This is a genomic window from Caulobacter sp. NIBR1757 (assembly GCF_027912495.1).
In the GTDB taxonomy this organism is placed as follows: domain Bacteria; phylum Pseudomonadota; class Alphaproteobacteria; order Caulobacterales; family Caulobacteraceae; genus Caulobacter.
Genome location: NZ_CP115463.1, coordinates 1,654,882 through 1,678,831 on the forward strand (window position 1 = coordinate 1,654,882; position 23,950 = coordinate 1,678,831).

Below are 23,950 nucleotides of genomic sequence, written 5' to 3' on the forward strand. Positions count from 1 at the left end.
CCCGGGTGCGTACCCGGGGGGGAATTCAGTGCCGATTACTGTCAACACGACCAAGCGTTTCGCGCCGGGTGAAGCGCCTATCCTGACGGCCAGCGCAACGCTGCCAAGCTATGCCATCCTGTTCGCCTCGACGGCAAATCCGGCGCCGACCTTGCGAAACGCGGGCACGCTTCAGCTGACAATCGACACACTGAAGGTCACCCTGCTGCAGATTGGTGACCTTCGCGCAGGCGCCCAGTTCGTCAACGAGGCGACCGGCGTCATCCGGATCACCAACAACGACATCACGCCGCCGAACTTCAACGAGTACGCTGAAACCATCGGTGTCTCGTTTGGCGGCAGCGTGACGGTGCGAAACGAAGGCCTGATCGAGGCCATCGGCAAGGAACTGGTCTATGGCATCGCCGGTGGCGGCGGCCAGACCACCTTCCAGAACGTCGGGACCATCCGGGCGCAGTCCGAGCTCGTCGGCACGGGCGCCTGGATCGACGGTTCAGGCGTCGTCAATAACGCCGGCCTGATCGAAGGCGTGGGGGTCGACGGCGGCGTCGGCGTGGGCGTCGCCGTCGACACCTTCATTACCGTCAACTTCGTCAACAGCGGCACGATCCGCGGCATGGCGGCGGGGTCCTTCTACGCCAGCGTGGGCCTGTCGATTACCCACTATCAGATCAGCGGCGGAACGTTCTCCAACAGCGGCCTGATCGAGGGTGACTACGCCATCTGGGGCCACGCCGGCGAAGGCCTTGCAACCATGGTCCGGTCGACGGAGCTTGTGTTCAATACCGGCGAACTGCGCGGCGTGGTCAGCCTCTCCTACGGCGACGATGTCCTTCACAACACCGGCTTGATCACCGACGTGGCGGACCTTGGCGAGGGCCGCGACGTCTTCGACGGCCAGGGCGGCCAGGCCAGCTTCGTCTTCGGGGGCACTGGCGACGATCGCATCCTGGGCGGCGCCGGCGGCGACCAACTGCTCGGCGGCGAAGCGTCCGACGCCATCCACGGCGGCGACGGCGACGACATCATCGACGGTGGCCGCGGCGCCGATGCTCTCGACGGCGGGGTGGGCTTCGATGCCCTCTCCTACGTCGACTCCGGTCTGGCGGTGATCGTCGATCTGGTGCTCGGCACGGCGACCACAAATGTTCAGGACCGGGTCCGCAACTTCGAGCGCGTGCTGGGATCGGCCTTCGCCGACAAACTGACCGGCACGGATGCGGCTGAAACCCTCGAGGGCAGGGCTGGTGATGATCAGCTGGTCGGCGCCGGCGGGGCTGACGCCCTGCGGGGCGGCGCCGGCGCGGACACCCTGACTGGCGGAGCAGGCGACGATCGCTTCGTCTACTATCTCGGCGATGGTCAGGACACGATCACCGACTTTGTCGCCGGCGGCAGCGAGGACCGCCTCGTCCTGTACGGCTACACCCAGTATCAGAGCCTGACCCAAAGCGGCGCCGATGCCATCGTCACCTTGTCGGGCGGCGCCAGCATCCGCCTTAAGAACGTCCAGGCCGCGAGCCTGACGGCCACCGATTTCGTTTTCGAGGCAATTCCACAGAGCGTGCCGCTCGATCCCTCGACCCAGGTCGTCGCTCTCGACAGCCTTCTGGTCCATGACGATTTTCTGGTCGGCGTGGGCGAAACCCTCGACTACCGGGACCCTTTCCCCCTGCAGGGCTTCAATCAGATCTTCTGGGCCAGCGCGCTCGTCCTGACGCCGTTGCCGGGCGAGTACTGGGACGGCGGCTACGTCCAGGAAGCCGAGCCGATGCTGTTCAACGCCGGCACAATCCGCATCCATGCGGCGCCAGCCTACGGGTACGTCAGCGGCATCGACCAGATGATCACCGGTCAACCGGGCCTCGGCATCCAGGTCATCAATCGGAGCACGGGGCTGATCGAGGTGCGGGCGCTGAACGGCGCCGAGGCGTTCGGCGCGCGTTTTTCCGGCGACTTCTGGAACCACGGGACGCTGCGGGTTGAGTCCGGCGGCGCGGCGACCGGCATCTATAATGGCGACACTGCGCAGCTATGGAACAACACCGGCCTGATCCAGGTGACGGCCGGCGGCATCGCCATCGGCGCCAGCCTCCATAACGGGCCCTACGCGGTCAATACCGGTACGGTGCAGGTTGCTGGCGGCCAGGCCAGCATCGGCATGCTGGTGGATGGCGCCAGCAACATCTTCTCCAACACGGGTACGATCCGGGTAACGGACCAGACTGCGGCCAAGGACAGCATTGGCCTTGCCTTCGGAGCCGCATACGGACTTCGCGGCAGCAATCTGTGGTTCAATAGCGGCCTTATCGAGGGCGACTACGCCATCGCCTCCCGCCCTTCCAGCAGCGGCGCGGCCGACTATACGAGCATCTTCTATAATACCGGTGAACTGCGGGGTCTCGTCGACCTCGGGGTCGGAATCCAGAAATTCTACAACACCGGGACCATCACCGGTTTCGTTGATCTGGGCGAAGGCGCCGATATCTTCGACGGTCGCGGCGGAATCCAGGCGGCCGGCGTTCTCGGCGGGAAGGGTGACGACATCATCCTGGGCGGCGCCGGGGCGGACAAGCTGGACGGCGGACGGGGCCAGGACGTGCTGGCCGGCGGCGGCGGGGCCGATGTCTTGACTGGTGGCTGGGGCAACGACGCCTTCCTGTTCGTGACGGGTTGGGGGGCAGATACTGTCACCGACTTCGTGGCCGGCGGCCTCGATGACCAGATTCAGGTTTCGGGCTACGGCGCCTATCAGGCGATCGTCCAGCAGGGCGCCGACGTTCTGGTGCGGTTCTCGGCCACCGACACCATCCTGCTCAAAAACGTCCAGCTGTCGGCGATCACGGCTGCCGACTTCCTGTTCAACGCCGCCGCGCCCAACACGCTTCCGGCCCTGCCTTTGCCGCTGAACCCCTGGGCGACGCCCACCACGCCGGTCGCCGACGCGGCGCCGGGCTTCGTCACCGTCGGAACCGCGAACGCGGAAACCCTGAACGGCGGCGCCTCTGCGGACACCCTGTTCGGCGGGGGCGGCGGCGACACCCTGCAAGGCGGCGGCGGCGATGATTTCCTGTTCGGCGAGGCGGGCGCGGATGTCCTGATCGGCGGCGCCGGCGTCGACCGCCTCGAAGGCGGCGCGGGTGGCGACACCTTCGTCTTCGCGCTCGGCGCCAGCCGGACGACGGTGGTCGACTTCAACCTTGCCGAAGGCGACAAGATCCGGATCGAAGGCTACGCCCCGAACGACTACCTTCTGTCCTACGACACCTACGGGACACATTTCGAGTTCGAGGGTGGGGCCCACTTCATCATCCGACAATCCATTGCCGAGGCCGACCTGCTGCCGGTGATGACCTTCGTGCCGCCGACGCCGGTGACGCCCCCGGACCCGCCCGTACTGCCGCCACCGCCGCCGATTGCTGAATGGATTGGCGCCGGGGCGGACGAGACGCGCACCGGCGGGGCCGGCATCGACTACATGTCCGGTCTTGGCGGCGCCGACAGGCTAGAGGGGGCCGGCGGCGAGGACCGGCTCTGGGGTGGCGATGGGAATGACCGTCTCACCGGCGGCGCCGGCTTCGACCGCATCGACGGCGGCGCGGGGGCCGACCTGATCGTCTATAGCGCTGGCGATGGGGCCGATGAAGTCTACAACTTCGCCTCTGCCGAGGGCGATGTGCTGTGGCTCAAGGGTTATTCGGCCACCCAGGTCACGTTCAGTTTCCAGACCTTCGGCAATCACGCGGTTCTCGATTTGGCGGACGGCGGACGGATCGTGCTGATAAACTGCTCGATCATGCGCCTGCTGGAAACGCCTGGCGCACTTCGGTTCGGCCTGACCGAGCCGGTCATGGCGACCCCCAGTCCTTCGTTGGGCCTTGGCGTCCTCCCGGCGATCGCCGGGCCGCCCAGCGAGGCGGTCCACGGCACGGCTGCCGGCGACACGCTCAACGGCACGGCGTCCTACGACTACATCCTCGGCGGCGCCGGGGGGGACGTCATCAACGGCATGGCCGACGAGGACATGCTGTTCGGTGAAGACGGCGACGACCAGATCTGGGGCGGCGCGGGCCGGGACGAGCTCGACGGCGGGGCCGGCGATGATATCCTGCGCGGTGGCGACGGCGACGACATCCTGCGGGGCGGTGAAGGCTCGGACCTGTTTTTCATCAGCCTCGGATACGACGAGGTCTACGGGGGCGAGGGCGACAACGACCGCGCCACGTTCGCCGAGATCGCAAGCGGCATCTCCGTCAGCGGCGGCAAATATTACATCGACGGCAAACTGTCGGGCGTCGTCGGCGTCGAGTGGCTGACCGGTTCGGCCTACGACGACACCATCACATACGGCGGCTACAACAGCATTGTCGAAGGGGGATTGGGCTCGGACATCCTTACGGCGGGCGGCAACCTGACGACCCTGGTCGCGGGCGCCCTCGATCCCTCGGTTGTCGATACCTCGGCCAACTGGCTCTACGCCAACGACATGTTCCACACGACCATGATTGGTGGCGCCGGGGCGGATGTCCTGGACGGCGGCTGGATGAACACCGGCGGGGCAGGGGCCGATCGCTTCGTGGTCAATGGCGGAACCATCACCGACTTCGAGATCGGTCTCGACAAGATCGTCCTGAAGAATGCCCAGGCGGTCGCCTTCCTCGAACAGTTCGGTTCGGACGCCTTGGTCCACCTGGCGTTCGGTGACGTGGTCATCCTCAAGAACACCCAGATATCCGCGCTCGGCCTGACGGATTTCGTCCTGCCGACCTCCACCAAGGTCACGATCGGTACAGCGGCGGGCCAGACCCTGACCGGCACGGATGCCAAGAGCGACATCCTGCTGGGTATGGACGGCGACGATACTCTGCGCGGCTTGGGTGGCTACGACATCCTGGATGGCGGCGCCGGCAACGACACTCTGGACGGCGGCGCGGGAGACGACACCGCGGACTACTCCAACGCCACAGCCGGCGTGACCGTCGATCTCGGCCGCACCGACGCTCAGGATACGATTGGCGCCGGCGTCGACGCTCTGATCAGCATCGAGGCGCTGATCGGCTCGGCCTTCGCCGACATGCTCAAGGGCGCTTCGATCAACGGCAATTCGGGCGACGACAGGCTGACCGCCCTCGATACCGTCGGCGGCAGCCTGAAAGGCGACACCGGCGATGACGTCCTGGTTGGCGGGGCAATGGCCGACTGGCTTCTGGGCGGCGCCGGGCATGATCGCATCAGCGGGGGTGCCGGCGCCGACTTCCTGCGCGGCGAGGACGGCGACGATATCATCGAAGGCGGCGCTGGAGCCGATAACATAGACGGCGGCGAGGGCGTCGACCGCCTGACTTACGCCGCCTCGGCGACGGCCGTCACGGTCAGCAGCTCGGCAGGCTGGGATGGCGTTTCCAGCGACAGTCTCAACAACATCGAACAGTTCGAACTCGGCCAGTTCGACGATACCTTCAACGGCTCCTCGGTCGCCGAGTGGGTCGACGGCGGGAAGGGCGCCGACACCCTCACCGGCGGTGGCGGGGCAGATGTGTTCCGGTTCGGTCTGCAGTCCGGCGCGGACATCATCAAGGACTTCCAGATCGGCCTCGACCTGATCGATGCCACCGCCTACGGCAGCTTGGCCAGTGTGATCCAGCAGGGCGCCGATACCCTGGTGACCTTTACCGCGGGCAACACGGTGCTGTTGAAGGGAGTCATCGCCAACCAGCTGACCCCCGCCAGCTTCCTGTTGGGGCCGACATACGCCCTCCAGACCGGCGCCGCCAATAACGACGCCCTCACCGGCACGTCCGGCAAGGACCAGCTCCAGGGTCTGGGCGGCAATGACGTCCTCGCGGGCCTTGCGGACGATGACCTGCTGGAAGGCGGCGACGGCGACGACCGGCTGATCGGCGGCGCGGGCGCGGACACCCTGACTGGCGGGGCCGGCGCCGATCGCTTCATCGCCACCAGCGGCGGCGGAACCGACATCGTCACCGATTTCACCGTGGGGGTCGACAGGATCGACCTGTCGTCGGTGGCCTTCGAGGGCTTCTATCCCGGGATCACCCAGGACGGGGCCGACACCCTGGTCCAGTTGAACGGCTCCGGCGTCATGCGGCTGAAGGGGATCACCGCCTCCAGCATCACCGCCGCCAGCTTCGTCGGCCTGATCCCGAGCTACGGGGCCGAGACGGTCGGCACGATCGGCCACGACACCCTGACCGGGGATGGCGCCGGCAACTGGCTGACCGGCATCCAGGGCGACGACGTCCTCAACGGAGCCGGCGGCGACGACAAGCTGGACGGCCACTACGCCAACGACATCCTCAACGGCGGCGAGGGCGACGATCTGCTGATCGGCGCGGCCGGAGCCGACCTGATGACGGGCGGCGGGGGCGCCGACGTGTTCGATGTCCGCGAGGGTCTCGACGTCGTCACCGACTTCACGATCGGGACCGATCGCCTGAAGACCGGCTACACCAGCATCCTGGCCCTGACCCAGTCGGGCGCGGACGCCATCGTCCATCTGTCCGCCACGGCCTATGTGCGCCTGCGCAACGTCCAGGCGTCGCAATTGACCGCCGCGGATTTCATCGATGTCGCGGGCCTGCCGACCGTCAGCGCCACGCCGCTGGCGCTGACCGGGACCGGCTCCAACGATACTCTGCGCAGCACGGCCTACCGCGAGACCATCCAGGGGCTCGGCGGCGATGACCTGATCATCGGCGGCTGGGACGACAGCGTCGATGGCGGCGCCGGCAACGATCAGTACCGGCTGTTCAGCGAACTGTGGGAGGGCGGGGTCACCTTCGATCTGGCTGCGGCCGCGGCCGGTCAGGCCCAGGTGGTCGGGACCGTCGGCTCCGTCGTCAACGTCGAAATCCTCTACTTCGTCGGCGGCCGTCTGGCCGATACCGTGCGTGGGCACCTCTACGAAGACATCATGCAGGGCGGCCTCGGCGACGACCTGCTGGAAGGCCGGGGCGGCAACGACTCCCTTACCGGCGACGACGGCAACGATACGCTGCGCGGCGGCGACGGTGACGACCAGTTGAACGGCGACCTGATCAACGGCGCCAATCCCGACTACGATCGCCCCGGCGACGACCTGCTCGAAGGCGGGGCGGGCAATGACGGCCTGTACGGCGGGGCCGGCAACGACACCCTGCTCGGCGGGGCCGACAACGACGGGCTTGTCGGCGGGGTCGGCAACGACACCCTGGACGGTGGAGATGGCGACGACCGGCTGACCGAGTTCAATTCCGACGCCGGCGCCAACATCCTCCGCGGTGGGGCTGGCGCCGACGCCATGACCGCCGGCCTGCGCGATCAGGTCGACGGCGGAACCGGCATCGACAGCCTGACGCTGCAGACCGGCGGAGGGGCGGCCGGGGAAACCATCGACCTGGCGGCCGCGGCGGCCGGTGTCGCCCAGGCGTTGAGCGGCGGCGGCAGCGTCATCAATGTCGAACGGCTGGAAATCTCCGCCGGGTCTGGCATCGACCGGCTGAGCGGCTTCGACTACGACGACCTTCTGATCGGCGGCGGCGGCGACGACGTCATCCAGGGCGGCGGCGGCGCAGACCAGCTGCAGGGCGGCGACGGCGCCGACCGGATCGCTGGCGGGAGCGGGATCGACCGGCTGACCGGCGGGGCCGGCGCCGATACCTTCGTCTTCGCGGCCGGCGGCGGCGCCGATATCGTTGAGGACTTCGATACCGCCAGCGACCGGATCGACATCACTGGCCTCGGCGTCGTCCAGGCCTGGGCCCAGCAGGGCGCCGACACCCTCGTCACCTTCGGCGATGGCTCGAGCGCCTTGCTGCGCAACGTCAATGGCTGGCTGCTGACGGCGGGTCATTTCCTGGGCGCGACCAGCCTGCCAACGCCAATTCCGGCCCCGCCACCGCCGCCCGCGGGCTCGGACCGAACCTTGACCGGCACGGCGTCCGCCAACACCCTGACCGGCGACGTCCGGCACGACCTGATCCAGGGCCTGGGCGGCAATGACACGCTCTACGGCCAGGGCGGCAACGATCGCCTTGAGGGCGGCGACGGCGCTGACAAGCTGTATGGCGAGGACGGCGAGGACGTGCTGGTCGGCGGCGCGGGTCAGGATACCCTGACCGGCGGCGCGGGCGCGGACACCTTCGTGGTCGGGCTCGGCGACGGGGCCAACACCATCACCGACTTCGTGGTCGGCGTGGACCGGATCGATGTTTCTGCCTTCGGGGCCTACAGCTCCAAGACCCAGCTGGGCGCCAACACCAAAATCCTGTTCTCGGACGGCTCGTACCTGACCCTGACGGGTGTGCAGGCGGCCAGCGTGACCGATGCCAGCTTCATTGGCCTCAACGCGGTTCCGCCGCCTCCGCCGCCGCCACCGCCACCGCCGCCTCCTCCTCCTCCTCCTCCTCCTCCGACCTATGCCCTGCAGACGGGCACGGCCGCCGGTGAGACGCTCTCGGGCACGTCGGGCCGCGACGAACTGCAGGGGCTGGGCGGCAATGACTCCCTGATCGGTGGCGACGCCGATGACCTGCTGGTCGGCGGGGAGGGCGATGACGCCCTGACCGGCGGCGCGGGAACGGACATCCTGACCGGCGGGGCGGGTGTTGACCGCTTCATCGCCATCGCCGGCGGCGGCGCCGATACGGTCACCGACTTCACGGTCGGGACGGACAAGCTCGACATCACCGGCTTCGGAACCTGGAGCGCCGCGCAGGACGGGGCCGACGCCGTGGTCACGGTCGGAACCGGCACGGGCGTCAGCTTCCGGCTGACCGGCGTGCAGGCGTCCGGTCTGACGGACGCCTGCTTCCTCGGCCTGCCGCCCCCACCGCCGCCGCCGCCACCGCCGCCACCGCCACCGCCTCCGCCACCCCCGCCCACCGGGCAGGTCGTGCCTGGCGATCAGGCGACGCTGGTCGGGACGGCCGGGGCCAATACGATCAACGGCACGGACCTGTGGGAAACCGTCCAGGGCCTGGACGGCAACGACACCCTGGGCGGCCTGGGCGGGTCTGACCGCCTCGAAGGCGGCCTCGGCAACGACAAGTTGCTCGGCGGCGACGGCGATGACGTCCTCATCGGCGGCGCGGGTCAGGACACCCTGACCGGTGGCGCCGGCGCGGATGTGTTCGTGATCGGCGCGGGCGACGGGACGACCAACACCATCGTCGACTTCCAGCTTGGCGTGGACCGGATCGATGTCAGCGCTTTCGGCGGCTACAAGGCCATCAGCCAACTGGCGGCCGGCGCCAAGGTGACCTTCGCCGACGGCAGCGCCGTGACGCTCACCGGCATCCAGGCCAACCAGCTCGGCGCCGGAGACTTCATCACCGGCGCCAGCCCACCGCCTCCGCCACCGCCTCCGCCTCCGCCACCGCCACCACCACCGCCACCGCCACCGCCTCTGCCGACCTACGCCCTGCAGACGGGCACGGCGGCCGGTGAGACGCTGACCGGCACGACCGGCCGCGATGAACTGCAGGGCATGGGCGGCGCCGACATCCTGATCGGCGGCGACGCCGACGACCTGCTGGTCGGCGGGGAGGGCGACGACGCCCTGACCGGCGGGGCGGGCTCGGACATCCTCACCGGTGGGAACGGCATCGACCGCTTCGTCGCCGTCAGCGGTGGCGGGGCCGATACGATCACCGACTTCACGGTCGGGACGGACAAGCTTGACATCACCGGCTTCGGAACCTGGAGCGCCGCGCAGGACGGGGCTGACACCGTGGTCACGGTCGGAACCGGCACGGGCATCAGCTTCCGGCTGACCGCCGTGCAGGCCTCCAACCTGACGGACGCCAGCTTCCTCGGGCTGCCTCCTCCTCCTCCGCCCCCACCGCCGCCGCCGCCGCCGCCGCCGCCGCCCACCGGGCAGTTAGTCCCGGGTGATCAGGCGACCTTGGTCGGCACGGTCGGCGCCAACACGATCAACGGCACGGACCCGTGGGAAACCCTCCAGGGCCTGGACGGCAACGACACGCTGAACGGCCTGGGCGGGTCGGACCGTCTCGAAGGCGGCGCCGGCGCCGACAAGCTGTTCGGCGGCGACGGGGACGACATCCTCATCGGCGGCGCGGGCCAGGACACCCTGACCGGCGGCGCGGGCGCGGACATCTTCGTGCTGGGTCTGGGCGACGGGACGACCAACACCATCGCCGACTTCCAGGACGGGATCGACCGCATCGATGTCACCGCCTTCGGCGGCTACAGTTCGATCGCCCAGCTGGCCGGCGGGGCCAAGGTCATCTTCGCCGACGGCAGCTCGGTCACCCTGACCGGAATTCAGGCCTCATCGCTCTCGGCGGCCGACTTCATCGGCCTGCCGGTCCCGATGCCGGCCGAGTCGCCCAAGGACGGCTGGCTGCTGTAGGAAACGTCCCCGGGGCGATGTGCGGCGGCTTGCCGCATGATTCCGGGGACTGTAGCCTGACGGGATCGGCACGTCGGGGGGCGTGCCCGTTGGGGGAGTTGGCTCATGGCTGAGACGGTGGGAACCGAGGCGGCGGATACCCTGACGGGTCGCGTGGGCGCCGACACGATCTTCGGCCTCGACGGCGACGACCACCTCAATGGCGTGGACGGGGCCGACCTGCTGGTCGGCGGCGGCGGCGACGACGTTCTGGTCGATACCGCCACCGATGGCGCGGCCGACGCTTTCTGGGGCGACGCCGGCGACGACCATCTGACCGGCGGGACCGGCGACGACTATCTCGACGGCGGCGAGGGCGACGACCGCATCATCGACGCCACCGGCGGCAACGACCGGATGATCGGCGGCGGTGGAGCCGACTGGATCAGCGTCAGCGACAACAACGGGGCCAATCCCGAGCATTTCGCCCTGCTGGACGGCGGTGACGGCAACGACCGGCTGGAAACCGTCGCCGACGGCAGCGACACCACGATCGCCACCCTGCTGGGCGGAGCGGGCGACGATCTGATCACCATCCAGTCGGGCCAGTGGGCGACCGTCGATGGCGGCGAGGGCGCCGACCACATCGTCTATCAGGGCCAGGCCCGCATCTTCGCCACCCTCGGCGCCGGGCAGGACATCTTCGAGTTCAGGGAATTCCAGAACGACACCTACACGCCCCTCCAGGTCGTGGTGATCTGTGACTTCGCGGCCGGGGTCGGAGGCGATCAGTTGCAGTTCGCGGACTGGTACGAAGGCATCGTCGGCGCCGGCGACCCGTTCCAGCAGGGCCGGGCGCGCCTGATCCAGGATGGCGCCGACGCCGTGCTGCAGGTCCGCCTCCCCAGCAACTTGATCTGGAACGACCTCGTTCGCTTCGAGGGCGTCACGGCGACCAGCCTGGTTCCGGCCAACCTCGACGGCTACACGCCGACCTACGGCCCGCCGACGCCCGCCATCCCGTCCAGCTACGAGCGCACCCTGACGGGCACGGTCGGCGCCAATACCCTGTCGGGCGACGGTCGCAACGAGGTGATCCAGGGGCTCGACGGCAATGACACCCTGAATGGCCTGGCCGGTTCCGACCGGCTCGAGGGCGGGGTGGGCAACGACAGGCTGAACGGCGGCGACGGCGATGACGTGCTGATCGGCGGCGCCGGGCAGGACACCCTGACGGGCGGCGCCGGGGCCGACTATTTCGTCTTCACCCCGGGCGAGGGCGCGACCAACACCATCACCGACTTCCAACTGGGTATCGACAAGCTCGATCTGCGCGAGGTCGGCGGCGCCTACACCCTCACCCAGCTGGCCAGCGGCGCGAAGATCACCTTCGGCGCCGGCTCCGTCACCCTGACCGGCGTCCTGGCCGAAAACCTGACGCCCGACGACTTCCTGGCCCGGCGGCCTCCGGCCCCGGCGCCGTCTGCCCCCGTCCTGCCGCCCGCGCCGACCGAGCCCAGCCCACCACCGCCGCCTCCACCACCCCCGCCCCCTCCGCCGCCACCCCCACCCCCACCGCCCCCACCGCCTCCACCGGCCTTTGACCGGACACTGACCGGCACGGTCGGGGCCAACACCCTGACCGGCGACGGGCGCAACGAACTGATCCAGGGCCTGGCCGGCAATGACACGCTCAACGGCCTGGGCGGTTCCGACCGTCTCGAGGGCGGCGACAACAATGACAAGCTGTTCGGCGGCGACGGCGACGACGTGCTGGTCGGCGGGGCAGGGCAGGACACCCTGACCGGCGGGACCGGCATCGACACCTTCGTGCTGGCGACCGGCGACGGCGCCAACACCATCGCCGACTTCGAGGACGGCACGGACCTGATCGACATCAGCGGCTACGGCGGCGCCTACAGCTCGATCGTGCAACTGGCCTCCGGGGCCAAGGTCATCTTCGCCGACGGCGGCTACGTCACCCTGACCGGGATCAACGTTTCACAGCTGAGCGCCGCCGACTTCATCACCGGCATCAGCCCGCCTCCGCCTCCGCCGCCTCCACCGCCGCCGGGCTACAATGTCTTCACCGGCACGGCGGCGCGCGACATCCTCTCCGGCACGGCTGCCGCGGACCAGATCCTCGGTCTGGACGGTAACGACAGCCTGACCGGCGAGGCGGGCGACGACCTGCTGGAAGGCGGCAATGGCAATGACGTGCTCTATGGCGGCGCCGGCATCGATGTCCTGGTCGGCGGGGCTGGCCAGGACCTGTTCGTCAACGCCGACGGCAGCGGCGAGGACCGGGTGTCCGACTTCTCGGTCAGCGACGACCGCATCTCGGTGGCCGACTTCGGCGGCACGATCATCGGCTCCTGGCGCGACGGGACCGACACCGTCGTCATCCTGGCGCCGGGCGTCACCCTGCGGCTCACCGGCCTGAACCTCTCGACCCTGGGCGATCTCAACTACCACGGCCTGGCCGGGACCCAGCCGGATCCCTACGAGATCACCACCGGCGACGGGACGGATCAGACCCTCAATGGCGGCGCGGCGCGGGATCTGCTGGACGGCGGCGACGGGGCCGACATCCTGTTCGGCGGCGCGCTCGATGACCTCCTCGTCGGTCGCGCCGGGGCGGACGCCCTGCACGGCGGGACCGGCGTCGACTACCTGATCGGCGGCGCCGGAGCCGACACCTTCTTCGCCGAGGCCGATGGCGGGTTCGATGTCATCGCCGACTTCGAGGTCGGGACCGACCTGATCGATATCAGCGCCTTCAGCCACTACGCCTCGATCGTTCAGGACGGGCTCGACACCGTCATCACCCTCGACACCGCGACGGGCGTGAAACTGCGGCTGGTCGGGATCACGGCCAGCACGATCACCAATGCCAGCTTCGTCGGCCTGGCCCTGCCGCCGGCGGGATCGGAGCGGACCCTCACCGGCACGGAGTTCACCAACACCCTCCACGGCGATGACCGCTTCGACACCATCCAGGGTCTGGGCGGCAACGATTTCCTCTACGGCGAAGGCGGTAACGATGTGCTCGAAGGGGGCATCGGCGGCGACCGGCTGTATGGCGGGGCAGGGGACGACGTGCTGATCGGCGGCGCCGGGCAGGACACCCTGGAAGGCGACGCGGGCATCGACCGCTACGTCTTCGCGCCCGGCGACGGCGCCAACTTCATCGAAGACTTCGAGGACGGAGTCGACCGGATCGATGTCACGGCCTACGGCGGCTACACCAGGATCGCCCAGCTGGAGTCGGGGGCCAAGGTGTTCTTCTCGGACGGCGGATACGTCATCCTGAAGAACTTCAACATGGCCAACCTGTCGGACGCCGACTTCATCGGCCTGGCGCCGCCGGTCCCGGCCGAGCCGCCCAAGGACGACTGGCTGTTCTGACGCCTGGCGGCTGTTGAACCGTCCGTATGCCGATGTTCAGCGACCGGCGGAACGGTTTCATTTGAAACGACGTTAACCCCCGCGATCGGCTGGAGGGTCAACGCGTGGTCATCAATCGCGGCATCGGGGGATGGGTTTCCGTCACGGCCGCGCGCGCCCTCTTCCTGTCTGTTTCCCCGACTCCAGAAGTAATTGAACCCCGGCCGGAAGAACCCGGCTGCCCCGCTCGTTGACCTAGACAGGACGGGCGCGGCGTGAGGCCGTTTCGCCCGTTGGAGGGAAGATCGAAATGGCTTACCGCACCCAGGCGGCGATCCGTATGGACGCCGACGACAGCATCCCGCGCATCTCGCACAGCTTCGCCGACCTGATGACCACCACCAGTCTGGTCACCAGCGCCGCTGGCCCCGTCTCGGCGCGTCCCGTGATCAGCAAGGGCTACACGGCCTTCGTCTTCGACGGCGTCGGCGACTACAAGCCGGTGCTGCCAACCCAGCCGACCCTCATCGGCATCGACGTCCACCCCGGCGACAGCAGCACCACCGCCACCCTGACCGTCGATGGAGACCATGTGGTCGCCACCATCGACACCGTCGGGGATCAGGACTGGTTCAAAGTCGATCTGGTGGCCGGCCAGACCTACGACATCTCGATGTTCCAGAAGCTGCTGGGCCCCAACCTCGTGCCGCTGGCCGACGCCTATATCGAGCTCTACGACTCCACCGGCGCTTTCATCATGAGCGCCGACGGCGGCGGGCCAAACACCCCGCAGGGCCTGGACGCCATCCTGACCTACACGGCGACGGCGACCGGGACCTACTACGTGAACGCCATGTCCTTCGACCAGGACCCCACCAATGGCACGACCGGCGACGGCGTCGGCGACTATGAGATCTTCGTAGAGACCGTCGAGGGTGGCGATCCCAACGCCTATGTGCCCTTCTATTCGCCCGACAGCCCGCTGAGTTCGATCGACTGGGGCAGCGTCTTCGACCGCAGCTCGCGCAATCCGGACGGCGACAATGGCTCGCGGCCGAACGACAGGGCGCCGGACGGCTCGACGCCGGTGACCAACAACGAGTTCGGCATCACCGGCAAGAACGTCCTGACCTACTACTTCGCCAAGCAGGGCGATGTGTTCGTCGATGAGGAACCCGGCGGCTTGGCGACCATGGTCCAGGCGCAGAACATGCAGGACTGGGAAAAGGCGGCCTTCCGCAAGGCGCTGGACCAGTACGAGCATGTCGCCGACATCATCTACATCGAGGTCGATAACCGCGCCGCCGCCGATCTGAAGTTCATCACCTACCTCGGCACGCCCGGGCCCGGCGCCAGCCTGCTGGGTCGCATGAGCCCGCCCAACGAGCCCAACGAAGGCCAGGCCGAGTTCAACGCCGGCGACGCCCGCTGGACCCAGGAAGGCGTCAGCCAGGGCGGCTTCTACTTCTCGACCCTGCTGCACGAGTTCGGCCACGGGCACGGCATGGCCCACCCGCACGACAACGGCGGCCATTCGACGGTGATGCGTGGCGCTGAGCCGAGCGACGATCCGGTCGAGGGCGCCATTGGCGGCCAGTTGGGCGACTTTGGCCTGAGCCAACAGGTCTTCACCATCATGTCCTACAATGACGGCTGGCAGAGCTCGCCCTACGGCATGCCCAGCAGCGGCGACATCCTGGCCCAGAACGCCGATCCGTTCGGCTGGATGGGCACACTCGGCGCCCTCGACATCGCCGTCATCCAGGACAAGTACGGCGTCAACGAGGACTACAATGCCGGCGCCAACATCTATGTGATGAAGGACGTCAACGCTCCCGGCACCTTCTTCTCGACCATCTGGGACGGCGGCGGCACGGACGAAATCCGCTACAGCGGGGCCCGCGACGCCAGCATCGATCTGCGCGCCGCCACCCTGCAGTACGAGGAAGGCGGCGGCGGCTGGGTTTCCTACGCCACCGGCATCTTCGGCGGCTACACCATCGCCAATGGCGTGGTCATCGAGAACGCCACCACCGGCGCCGGCAACGACCTGCTGCACGGCAACGAGGCCAACAACACCCTCAAGGGCAACGCGGGCGCCGACGTACTCGGCGGCTTCGGCGGCAATGACCGGCTGGAAGGCGGCGCGGGCGATGACATCATCGACGGCGGGGCCGGCAACGACAACCTGATCGGCGGCGATGGCGACGATCAGCTCACCGACGACGGCGGCACGGCCGATCAGATGTACGGCCAGAACGGCAATGACGTGCTGACCATCATTCGCGCGGCCGGCGGCACGGGCAGCTTCGTGCTCGACGGCGGCGCGGGCGACGACCGCTTCGTCCTGGCGGCCCTGTCCGGCATGACCCAGGCGCGCGGCGGCGACGGCCTCGATCGCTTCGAGGCCCATGGTTCGGCCACCATCACCGGCGGCCTCGGCATCGACACCATTCGCATCGAGGGCGACTTCGCCGCCGGCGCGGTGGTGGCGGTGCAGGACTTCACGGCCGGGCCGGGCGGCGACCGGCTGGACCTTTCCAGCTTCATGACCGCGCAGTTCACTAACTGGGATGGCGCCGCCAACCCGACCAGCACCGGCCATGTGCGGGTCACCGCCAGCGCCACCGGCTCCATTGTCCAGGTCGACCTGAACGGCGGGGGCAACAGCTGGGTCACCGTCGCCACCCTGAAAGGCGTCGCGCCCGGCCAGCTGACGGTCGAGAACCTCGGCTTCGCCCTGACCAGCGGCGGCGTCAGCGGCATTACCGGCACGGCGGGCAATGACACGCTGAACGGCGGCGCCGGCCCCGACGTCATCCTCGGCCTGACCGGCGATGACATCCTCAAGGGCAACGGCGGCAACGACGAGCTGCAGGGCGATGGCGGCAAGGACAAGCTGTACGGCCTCGACGGCGACGACAGCCTCTACGGCGGCGACGAGCTCGACCAGCTGCTCGGCGGCAACGGCAATGACGCCCTGTTCGGCGACGCCGGCGACGATGTGCTGATCGGCGGCCTTGGCAAGGACACCCTCACCGGCGGCCTCGGCAAGGACAGCTTCAACTACACCCTGACCGCGGAGTCGGTGGCCGGGGCGGCGGACCGGATCCTCGACTTCAACGCCTCCCAGGGCGACAGGCTGAGCGTCAAGGGCGTCGACGCCGACACGGACGTTGCGGGGGATCAGGCCTTCGCCTTCGTCGCCGCCTTCGACGGCCACGCCGCCCAGGCGGTGCGGGCCTATGACTCGGTCGCCAACCTGACCACCCTGTCGTTCGACACCAACGGTGACGCGGTGGCCGACATGGTCATCGAGTTGAACGGCAACGTGAGCACGGGCTGGATTCTCTGAACAAGCTGGCCGGAACGGACCGGAACGCAACGGGTTCTTCCTGCTCATCGCAGGGAGAACCCAAGTGTCTCAGGACAAACTCAACGGCAAGATCATCGCCGTCCTCGCTACGGACGGCTTCGAGCAATCGGAGCTGGAAAAGCCCGTCGAGGCCCTGCGTCAGGCCGGCGCCAAGGTGGTGATCGTCTCGCCCAAGGACGGCGCCATCCAGGGCTGGGAACATCACGACAAAGGCCGCGAGGTGGCCGTCGACCAGGTGCTGGCCGGGGCGAAAGCCGACGACTTCGATGGCCTGGTCCTGCCGGGCGGCGTGATCAATCCAGACGCCCTGCGGCTCGAGCCCCAGGCCATCGAATTCATCCGCGGCTTCGCTACGGCGGGCAAGCCGATCGCGGCGATCTGCCATGGCCCCTGGACGCTGATCAACGCCAAGGCGGTCGAGGGCCGCAGGATGACCAGCTGGCCGTCGCTGCAGGCCGACCTCGAGAACGCCGGCGCCGAATGGGTCGATGAGGAGGTCGTGGTTGATCGCGGCCTGGTCACATCGCGCAACCCCGATGACCTGCCGGCCTTCTGCGCCAGGATGATCGAGGAATTCGCGGAGGGACCGCATCGCGGCTGACGCTGGCGCCGCGGCCAGTCTGCCGACGCTCCGCGACCTGGCGGCGCGGCTCGCCCATCAAGTGTGGGTTTTCATGGCCGCTTCATTCAACAACCGCTATACCGTTGGTCAGGGAAGCGGGCTCGCTTGAGTCCGCCTGGCTCAACTTGCCTCCGCGCCGCCGCGATCCAGACTGGATGGCCGGCGCCGGGGGCCATGCCGGCGAAGACGCCGGGGCGGATGAGGGTTGAATGGCATACCGTATCGGCTTTGACGGTCTCGGCGAGACCGACCTGCTTACCGGCTCAGCCGACTTCGGCGACGACGCGGCGATCGCGGACCAGCGCGGCGACACCGCCCTGCTGACCCGCGCCTGGCTGACCGAAGGCGTCAGCTACGCCGGCGTCGGGCATATCGACGCCCTGGGGTCGCTGGGCCTGGGCGGTACAACCGCCGACGGCCCGCAACTGCACTGCGCCTGCCCGGCCTGCACCGGGGCCGCCCGGGACGACAAGGGGGTGTCGATTCCCAACGGCGGCGGCGGCGACACGGCCGGCGATCCGAACGGCTACCTCAACGCCGCCGACCGCGGCGGCACCGGGCCGAACGACAAGGTTTCCAAGACGATCGAGGAGGCGGCGTATCATCTGAACCGAACCTACGCGACCTGGAACGAATTCAATGTAATCAACGGTGTAGACGACACCGTGAACAACTGGGACCAGTACTGGGGTGGTGCGCCGACGATTGTGCACTACGGTTTCCGCACCACGGCGCCATCCAACATGCCGGATGATACGACCGGCTTCGTCGCCTTCAACCAGATGCAGATCAACGCCACCATCCTGGCGCTGCAATCCTGGTCGGACGTTTCCAAGATCCAGTTTGTGTTCGACGCCACCATCGACGCTGGCACCACCATGCTGTTCGGCAGCTATACGGGGGGGGCCGCAGGGGCCGCCGCCTTTGCCTATCTGCCCAGCCTGTCCGCTAGCGGTGGCGATGTCTGGACCAACGTCCGGACGGAAGGACCCAATCCGCCCGGCGCCTATAATCTGAACCCAACGATCGGCAATTACGGAATGCTGACGCTGGTGCACGAGATCGGCCACGCCATCGGCTTTTCGCACCCAGGCAACTACAACGCCGGTGAAGACGGCGAGATCGATTATGGGCCGGACGCCGAATATTATGAGGACAGCCACCAGTACACGGTGATGAGCTACTTCACCGAGGATAACACCGGCGCCTACTTCGGCCCGTCCTATCCCGGCACCATCATGCTCGACGACATCGCGGCCGCCCAGCGCAGCTACGGCGTCAACATGACCACGCGGACGGGTGACACCGTCTATGGCTTCAACTCCAACGCCGACAGGGCCTGGTTCATCGCCACCAGCGCCTCGACGCGTCTGGTCTTCGCCGTCTGGGACGCCGGCGGTGTCGATACCTTCGACTTCTCGGGCTATTCGAACGATCAGGTCATCGACCTGCGCCAGGGCAACTTCTCGAGCGTCGGAACGGCCAACGGCCAGAACATGATCGGCAACGTCGCCATCGCCAAGGGCGCGGTGATCGAGAACGCCATCGGCGGGGCCGGCGCGGACATCCTCTATGGCAATTCGTCGGCCAACAGCTTCACCGGCAACGGTGGGGCCGACATCTTCTTCGTCCTGGCCGGCGGCGGCGCTGACACGGTGACCGACTTCTCGACCGCCCAGGACAAGCTGAACGTCTCCGCCTTCGGCAGCTATCTCAGCATTGCCCAGTCCGGCGCCGACACCCTGGTCTCGTTCTCGGGCGGGGTCAGCATCCGCCTGCTCAACGTCCTGGCCGGCAATGTCACTTCGGCCAACTTCGTCGGCCTGTCCCTGATCGAGGGCACCGCGGCCGGTGAGACGATCAACGGCTCGAGCGGCAATGACACCATCCACGGCCTCGGCGGCGACGACATCATCAACGGCCTGGCCGGCGACGACACCCTGGAAGGCAACGACGGCAACGACACCCTCGACGGCGGCGTAAGCGGCGTCGATGTCCTGACCGGCGGGATCGGCGACGACATCTATCTGGTCGGCCTGCAGGACACGATCGTCGAACTGGCGGGCGAGGGGACCGACACGGTCCGGACATCCAACGGCGACTACACGCTTGCCGCCAACGTCGAAAACCTGGTCGGCCTGGGCTCCGCCCAGTCGTTGACCGGCAACGAACTGGCCAACACCATCACCGGCACGAACGGCATCGATACGCTGTACGGCGAAGGTGGCGACGACATCCTGAACGGCGGTCTGGGCAACGATAGCCTGCAGGGCGGGACCGGCGCCGACCAACTGAACGGCGGCGACGGCGCCGACTCGATCAGCGGCCAGGACGGCGCCGACACGGTGTCGGGCGGGGCCGGCGATGACGGCATCAACGGCGATGACGGCGACGACAACCTGTCGGGCGGCGATGGCGTCGACTACCTGCTGGGCGGGGCCGGAAGCGACACCATGACCGGCGGCGCGGGCGCCGATCAATTCTCGTTCCAGGTGGGCAGCGGCGACGACATCATCACCGACTTCCAGGTCGGGGGCGACAAGCTGGCCATCTATGACTTCGGGTCCTACCAGTCGATCACCCAGGTCGGCGCCGACACCGTGGTCCAGATCGCGGCCGGGGTCAGCGTCAGGCTCCTGAACATCCAGGCCTCGACCCTGAGCAACACCGACTTCCTCGGGCTGCCGCCGCCCCCGCCGCCGCCGCCGGCGACGGTCCCGCCGCTGAGCTACTACGACCGCACCCTGACCGGCACGGTCGGCGCCAACACCCTGACCGGCGACAACCGCAACGACTTCATCCAGGGGCTCGACGGCAACGATACCCTCAACGGCGAAGACGGCCATGACCGCCTGGAAGGCGGCGCCGGCGGCGACAAGCTGAACGGCGGCAACGGCGACGATGTCCTCGTCGGCGGCGCGGGCGCCGACACGATGACCGGCAGCAGCGGCCGGGACATCTTTGTCTTCGCGCCGGGCGACCAGACCGCGACGATCACCGACTTCCTCGTCAGCCAGGACTTCCTGGATGTCAGCGCCTACGGCGGCTACACCTCCCTGGTGCAGACCGCGCCGGGCGTGCGGGTGATGTTCTCGGACGGCGGCTATGTGCTGTTGACCAACGTCTCCGCCAACCAGTTGACCTCGGCCAACTTCATCACCGGCGCCTCACCGCCGCCTCCGCCTCCGCCGCCCCCACCGCCTCCGCCGACGTTCAACGATATCATCGGCGACGGCACGGCCCAGACGCTGAACGGCACGGCTGGCCGTGACCATATCCAGGGCCTTGGCGGCATCGACACCCTCAATGGTCTCGACGCCGACGACTGGATCGAAGGCGGCGACGGCGACGACGTCATCAACGGCGGAACCGGCGCGGATCTGCTGACAGGCGGGGCCGGAGCCGACACCTTCGTGGCCACGGCCACCGGCGGCGCCGACACCATCAGCGACTTCACGGTCGGCAGCGACAAGATCGATGTCGCCGGCTTTGGCGCCTACAGCAAGGCGCAGGACGGTGCCGACACGGTGATCACGGTTACCGGCGGCGGAACGTTCCGCCTGACCGGCGTTACCGCCACGACCGTCACCGACGCCAGTTTCCTTGGCCTGCCGCCGCCTCCGCCGCCTCCTCCGCCTCCGCCGCCGCCGCCGCCGCCTCCGCCTCCGCCTCCGGGCGGGGTTTATGACCGCACCCTGACCGGCACGGCCGGGGCCAACACCATCAACGGCGACGGGACCAACGAGAACATCCAGGGTCTGGAAGGCAACGATACGCTGAACGGTCTGGGCGGGTCGGACCTGCTCGAAGGCGGCCTCGGCAACGACAAGCTCAATGGCGGCGACGGGGATGACATCCTTGTCGGCGGCGCGGGCCAGGACACCTTGACCGGGGGCGCGGGCGCCGACATCTTCGTCATCGGAGCCGGGGATGGCACGACCAACACCATCGCCGATTTCGAGCTGGGCGTTGACCTGATCGATATCACCGCCTTCGGGGCCTGGACCGGCATCACCCAGATGGCGGCCGGCGCCAAGGTCAGCTTCTCCGACGGCAGCACCGTCACCCTGACCGGTATTTCGGCCGGGAGCCTGAGCAGCGCCAACTTCATCACCTCAGGCTCACCGCCGCCTCCTCCTCCGCCACCGCCGCCACCCCCGCCGCCGCCGCCGACCTTCAACGACATCACCGGCGATGGTACGGCGCAGACGTTGAACGGCACGGCCGCGCGCGACCACATCCAGGCCCTCGGCGGCGCCGACATCCTCAACGGCCTCGACGCCGATGACTGGCTGGAAGGCGGCGATGGCGACGACGTCATCACCGGCGGCGCGGGCTCGGACCTGCTGACCGGCGGGGCCGGCGCCGACAAGTTCGTCGCTGTCACCGGCGGCGGCGCCGACACCGTCAGCGACTTCGTCGTCGGCAGCGACAAGCTCGACATCACTGGTTTCGGGACCTACGCGAAGGCCCAGGACGGGGCCGACACGGTCATCACCGTCGGCTCGGGCACGGGCATCAGCTTCCGCCTGACCGGCGTCAGCGCCGCGACGGTGACCGACTCCAGCTTCCTTGGCCTGCCGCCGCCGCCTCCGCCGCCACCACCGCCGCCTCCCCCGCCGCCGCCGCCGCCTCCGCCGCCCCCGGGCAGTGAGCCGACGCCGCCGGTCGGCTACACGGCCGTCACCGGCACCTCCGGCAACGACACCAAGGTCGGCGGAACCGGTTCGGACGCCGTCCAGGGTCTGGCCGGCAACGACACCCTCTACGGACGCGCCGGCGATGACTGGGTCGGCGGCGGCGACGGCGCTGACAAGCTGTTCGGCGAGGACGGCAACGACGTCCTCTACGGCGGTCTCGGGGCCGACACGATCTATGGCGGAACCGGAGCCGACAGCTTCGTCTACTTCCAGATCGCCGACAGCACCTCGACGGCCATCGATTTCATCCGCGACTTCAACGCCGCGGACGGGGATATGGTCGATGTCAGCCTGGTCGACGCCAACACCGGCGTGGCCGGCGACCAGGCCTTCACCCTGGTCGGCGCCTTCTCGGGTGCGGCTGGACAGATGACGGTCTCGACGGTCAGCAACATCTCCACGCTCAGCTTCGACGTCAACGGCGACGGCGTGGCCGACATGGTGATCAAGACCCTGGGGGCGGTTGGCACGAACTACGCGCTTTAGTTCGCCTGCCGTTGACGGCGTTTGGCGTGGGGAGGATGGTCCGGGCATGACCCAGACCGCGCCCCACGACATCCTGCTGTCCCATGAAATGATCGGTCCGTTGGAGCCGGTGCTGACCGCCGCCGGCTACCGGGTCCACCGCCTGTGGGAGCACAGGGGCCGGCTGGCCTTCCTGGCCGGCGCGGGGCAGACGATCCGCGCCATCGTTCACGCTGGTGAGTTCAAGCTCGATGAGGGCTTCCTGTCGGAGATGCCGCGCCTGGGCCTGATCGCCTGTGTCAGCGTCGGCTATGACGGAGTCGATGTGCCCTGGTGCAAGGCTCGCGGCATCTCCGTCACCAACTCGGCCGGTCTCAACGCCGACGACGTGGCCGACCATGCCGTGGGCCTGCTCATCGCCGTCTGGCGCGGCCTGGTCGAGGGCGACGCTAGGCTGCGGGCCGGCAAATGGACTCACGCTGATCGCATGCGGCCGCGCCATTCCCTGCGTGGCAAGACGGCCGGCATCGTCGGCCTGGGCCATATCGGCGAGGCGGTGGCCAAACGGCTGGAGGCGTTCGGCATGCCCATCCTCTGGTGGGGGCCCAATCCCAAGGACAGCCGCTGGACCCGATCGCCCAGCCTGCTGCAACTGGCCCGCGACAGTGACGCCCTGATGGTCTGCACCCGCGGTGATGCGACCGGCCTGATCACCGCCGAGGTCATCGAGGCGGTCGGGCCGCGCGGCTGTATCGTCAACATCTCGCGCGGCGGGGTGATCGACGAGGAGGCCCTGATCGCCGCCCTCAAGGACGGCCGTCTCGGCATGGCCGGCCTCGACGTCTTCGCCGAGGAGCCGACGCCGCCGGCCCGCTGGGCCGACGTGCCACACACGGTGCTGACCCCGCACACGGCCGGCGGCACCCTGGAGAGCATCCCGCAGATGGTGGCGATGACCGTCGAGAACCTGCGCCGCTTCTTCAACGGCGAGCCGCTGGCGACGCCGGTCTCCGCCTAGCCCAGCAGCAGGACGCCGAGGCCGCCGG

6 protein-coding genes are annotated in these 23,950 nt (G+C 68.5%); all 6 read left to right on the plus strand.

Annotated elements, in window-relative coordinates; all coding sequences use genetic code 11:
- Positions 1-28: 28 nt before the first annotated feature.
- Positions 29-10,375: a hypothetical protein gene (locus tag O5I81_RS08050; RefSeq protein WP_271068430.1), complete on the plus strand. Its 10,347-nt coding sequence runs from the start codon at positions 29-31 to the stop codon at positions 10,373-10,375.
- A 105-nt stretch (positions 10,376-10,480) separates the two neighbouring features.
- Positions 10,481-13,762 (plus strand): hypothetical protein, encoded by a 3,282-nt coding sequence (locus O5I81_RS08055; protein WP_271068431.1) that lies wholly within the window; start codon positions 10,481-10,483, stop codon positions 13,760-13,762.
- A gap of 289 nt (positions 13,763-14,051) precedes the next feature.
- Complete coding sequence (locus tag O5I81_RS08060; protein ID WP_271068432.1) at positions 14,052-17,096, plus strand: M10 family metallopeptidase C-terminal domain-containing protein; 3,045 nt, start codon at positions 14,052-14,054, stop codon at positions 17,094-17,096.
- Positions 17,097-17,160: 64 nt separating this feature from the next.
- Positions 17,161-17,718, plus strand: coding sequence for a type 1 glutamine amidotransferase domain-containing protein (locus tag O5I81_RS08065; RefSeq protein WP_271068433.1), 558 nt, complete (start codon positions 17,161-17,163; stop codon positions 17,716-17,718).
- Between the two features lie 230 nt (positions 17,719-17,948).
- Positions 17,949-22,925, plus strand: a complete 4,977-nt coding sequence (locus O5I81_RS08070; protein WP_271068434.1) for a M10 family metallopeptidase C-terminal domain-containing protein — start codon at positions 17,949-17,951, stop codon at positions 22,923-22,925.
- Positions 22,926-22,971: 46 nt separating this feature from the next.
- On the plus strand, positions 22,972-23,922 hold the full coding sequence (locus O5I81_RS08075; RefSeq protein ID WP_271068435.1) for a 2-hydroxyacid dehydrogenase: 951 nt from the start codon (positions 22,972-22,974) through the stop codon (positions 23,920-23,922).
- The last annotated feature ends 28 nt before the right edge of the window (positions 23,923-23,950 follow it).

Coding starts and splice junctions, on each gene's coding strand:
- O5I81_RS08055 (WP_271068431.1), top strand. CDS start 10,481: ATGGCTGAGACGGTGGGAACCGAGGCGGCGGATACCCTGACGGGTCGC.
- O5I81_RS08060 (WP_271068432.1), top strand. CDS start 14,052: ATGGCTTACCGCACCCAGGCGGCGATCCGTATGGACGCCGACGACAGC.
- O5I81_RS08070 (WP_271068434.1), top strand. CDS start 17,949: ATGGCATACCGTATCGGCTTTGACGGTCTCGGCGAGACCGACCTGCTT.
- O5I81_RS08075 (WP_271068435.1), top strand. CDS start 22,972: ATGACCCAGACCGCGCCCCACGACATCCTGCTGTCCCATGAAATGATC.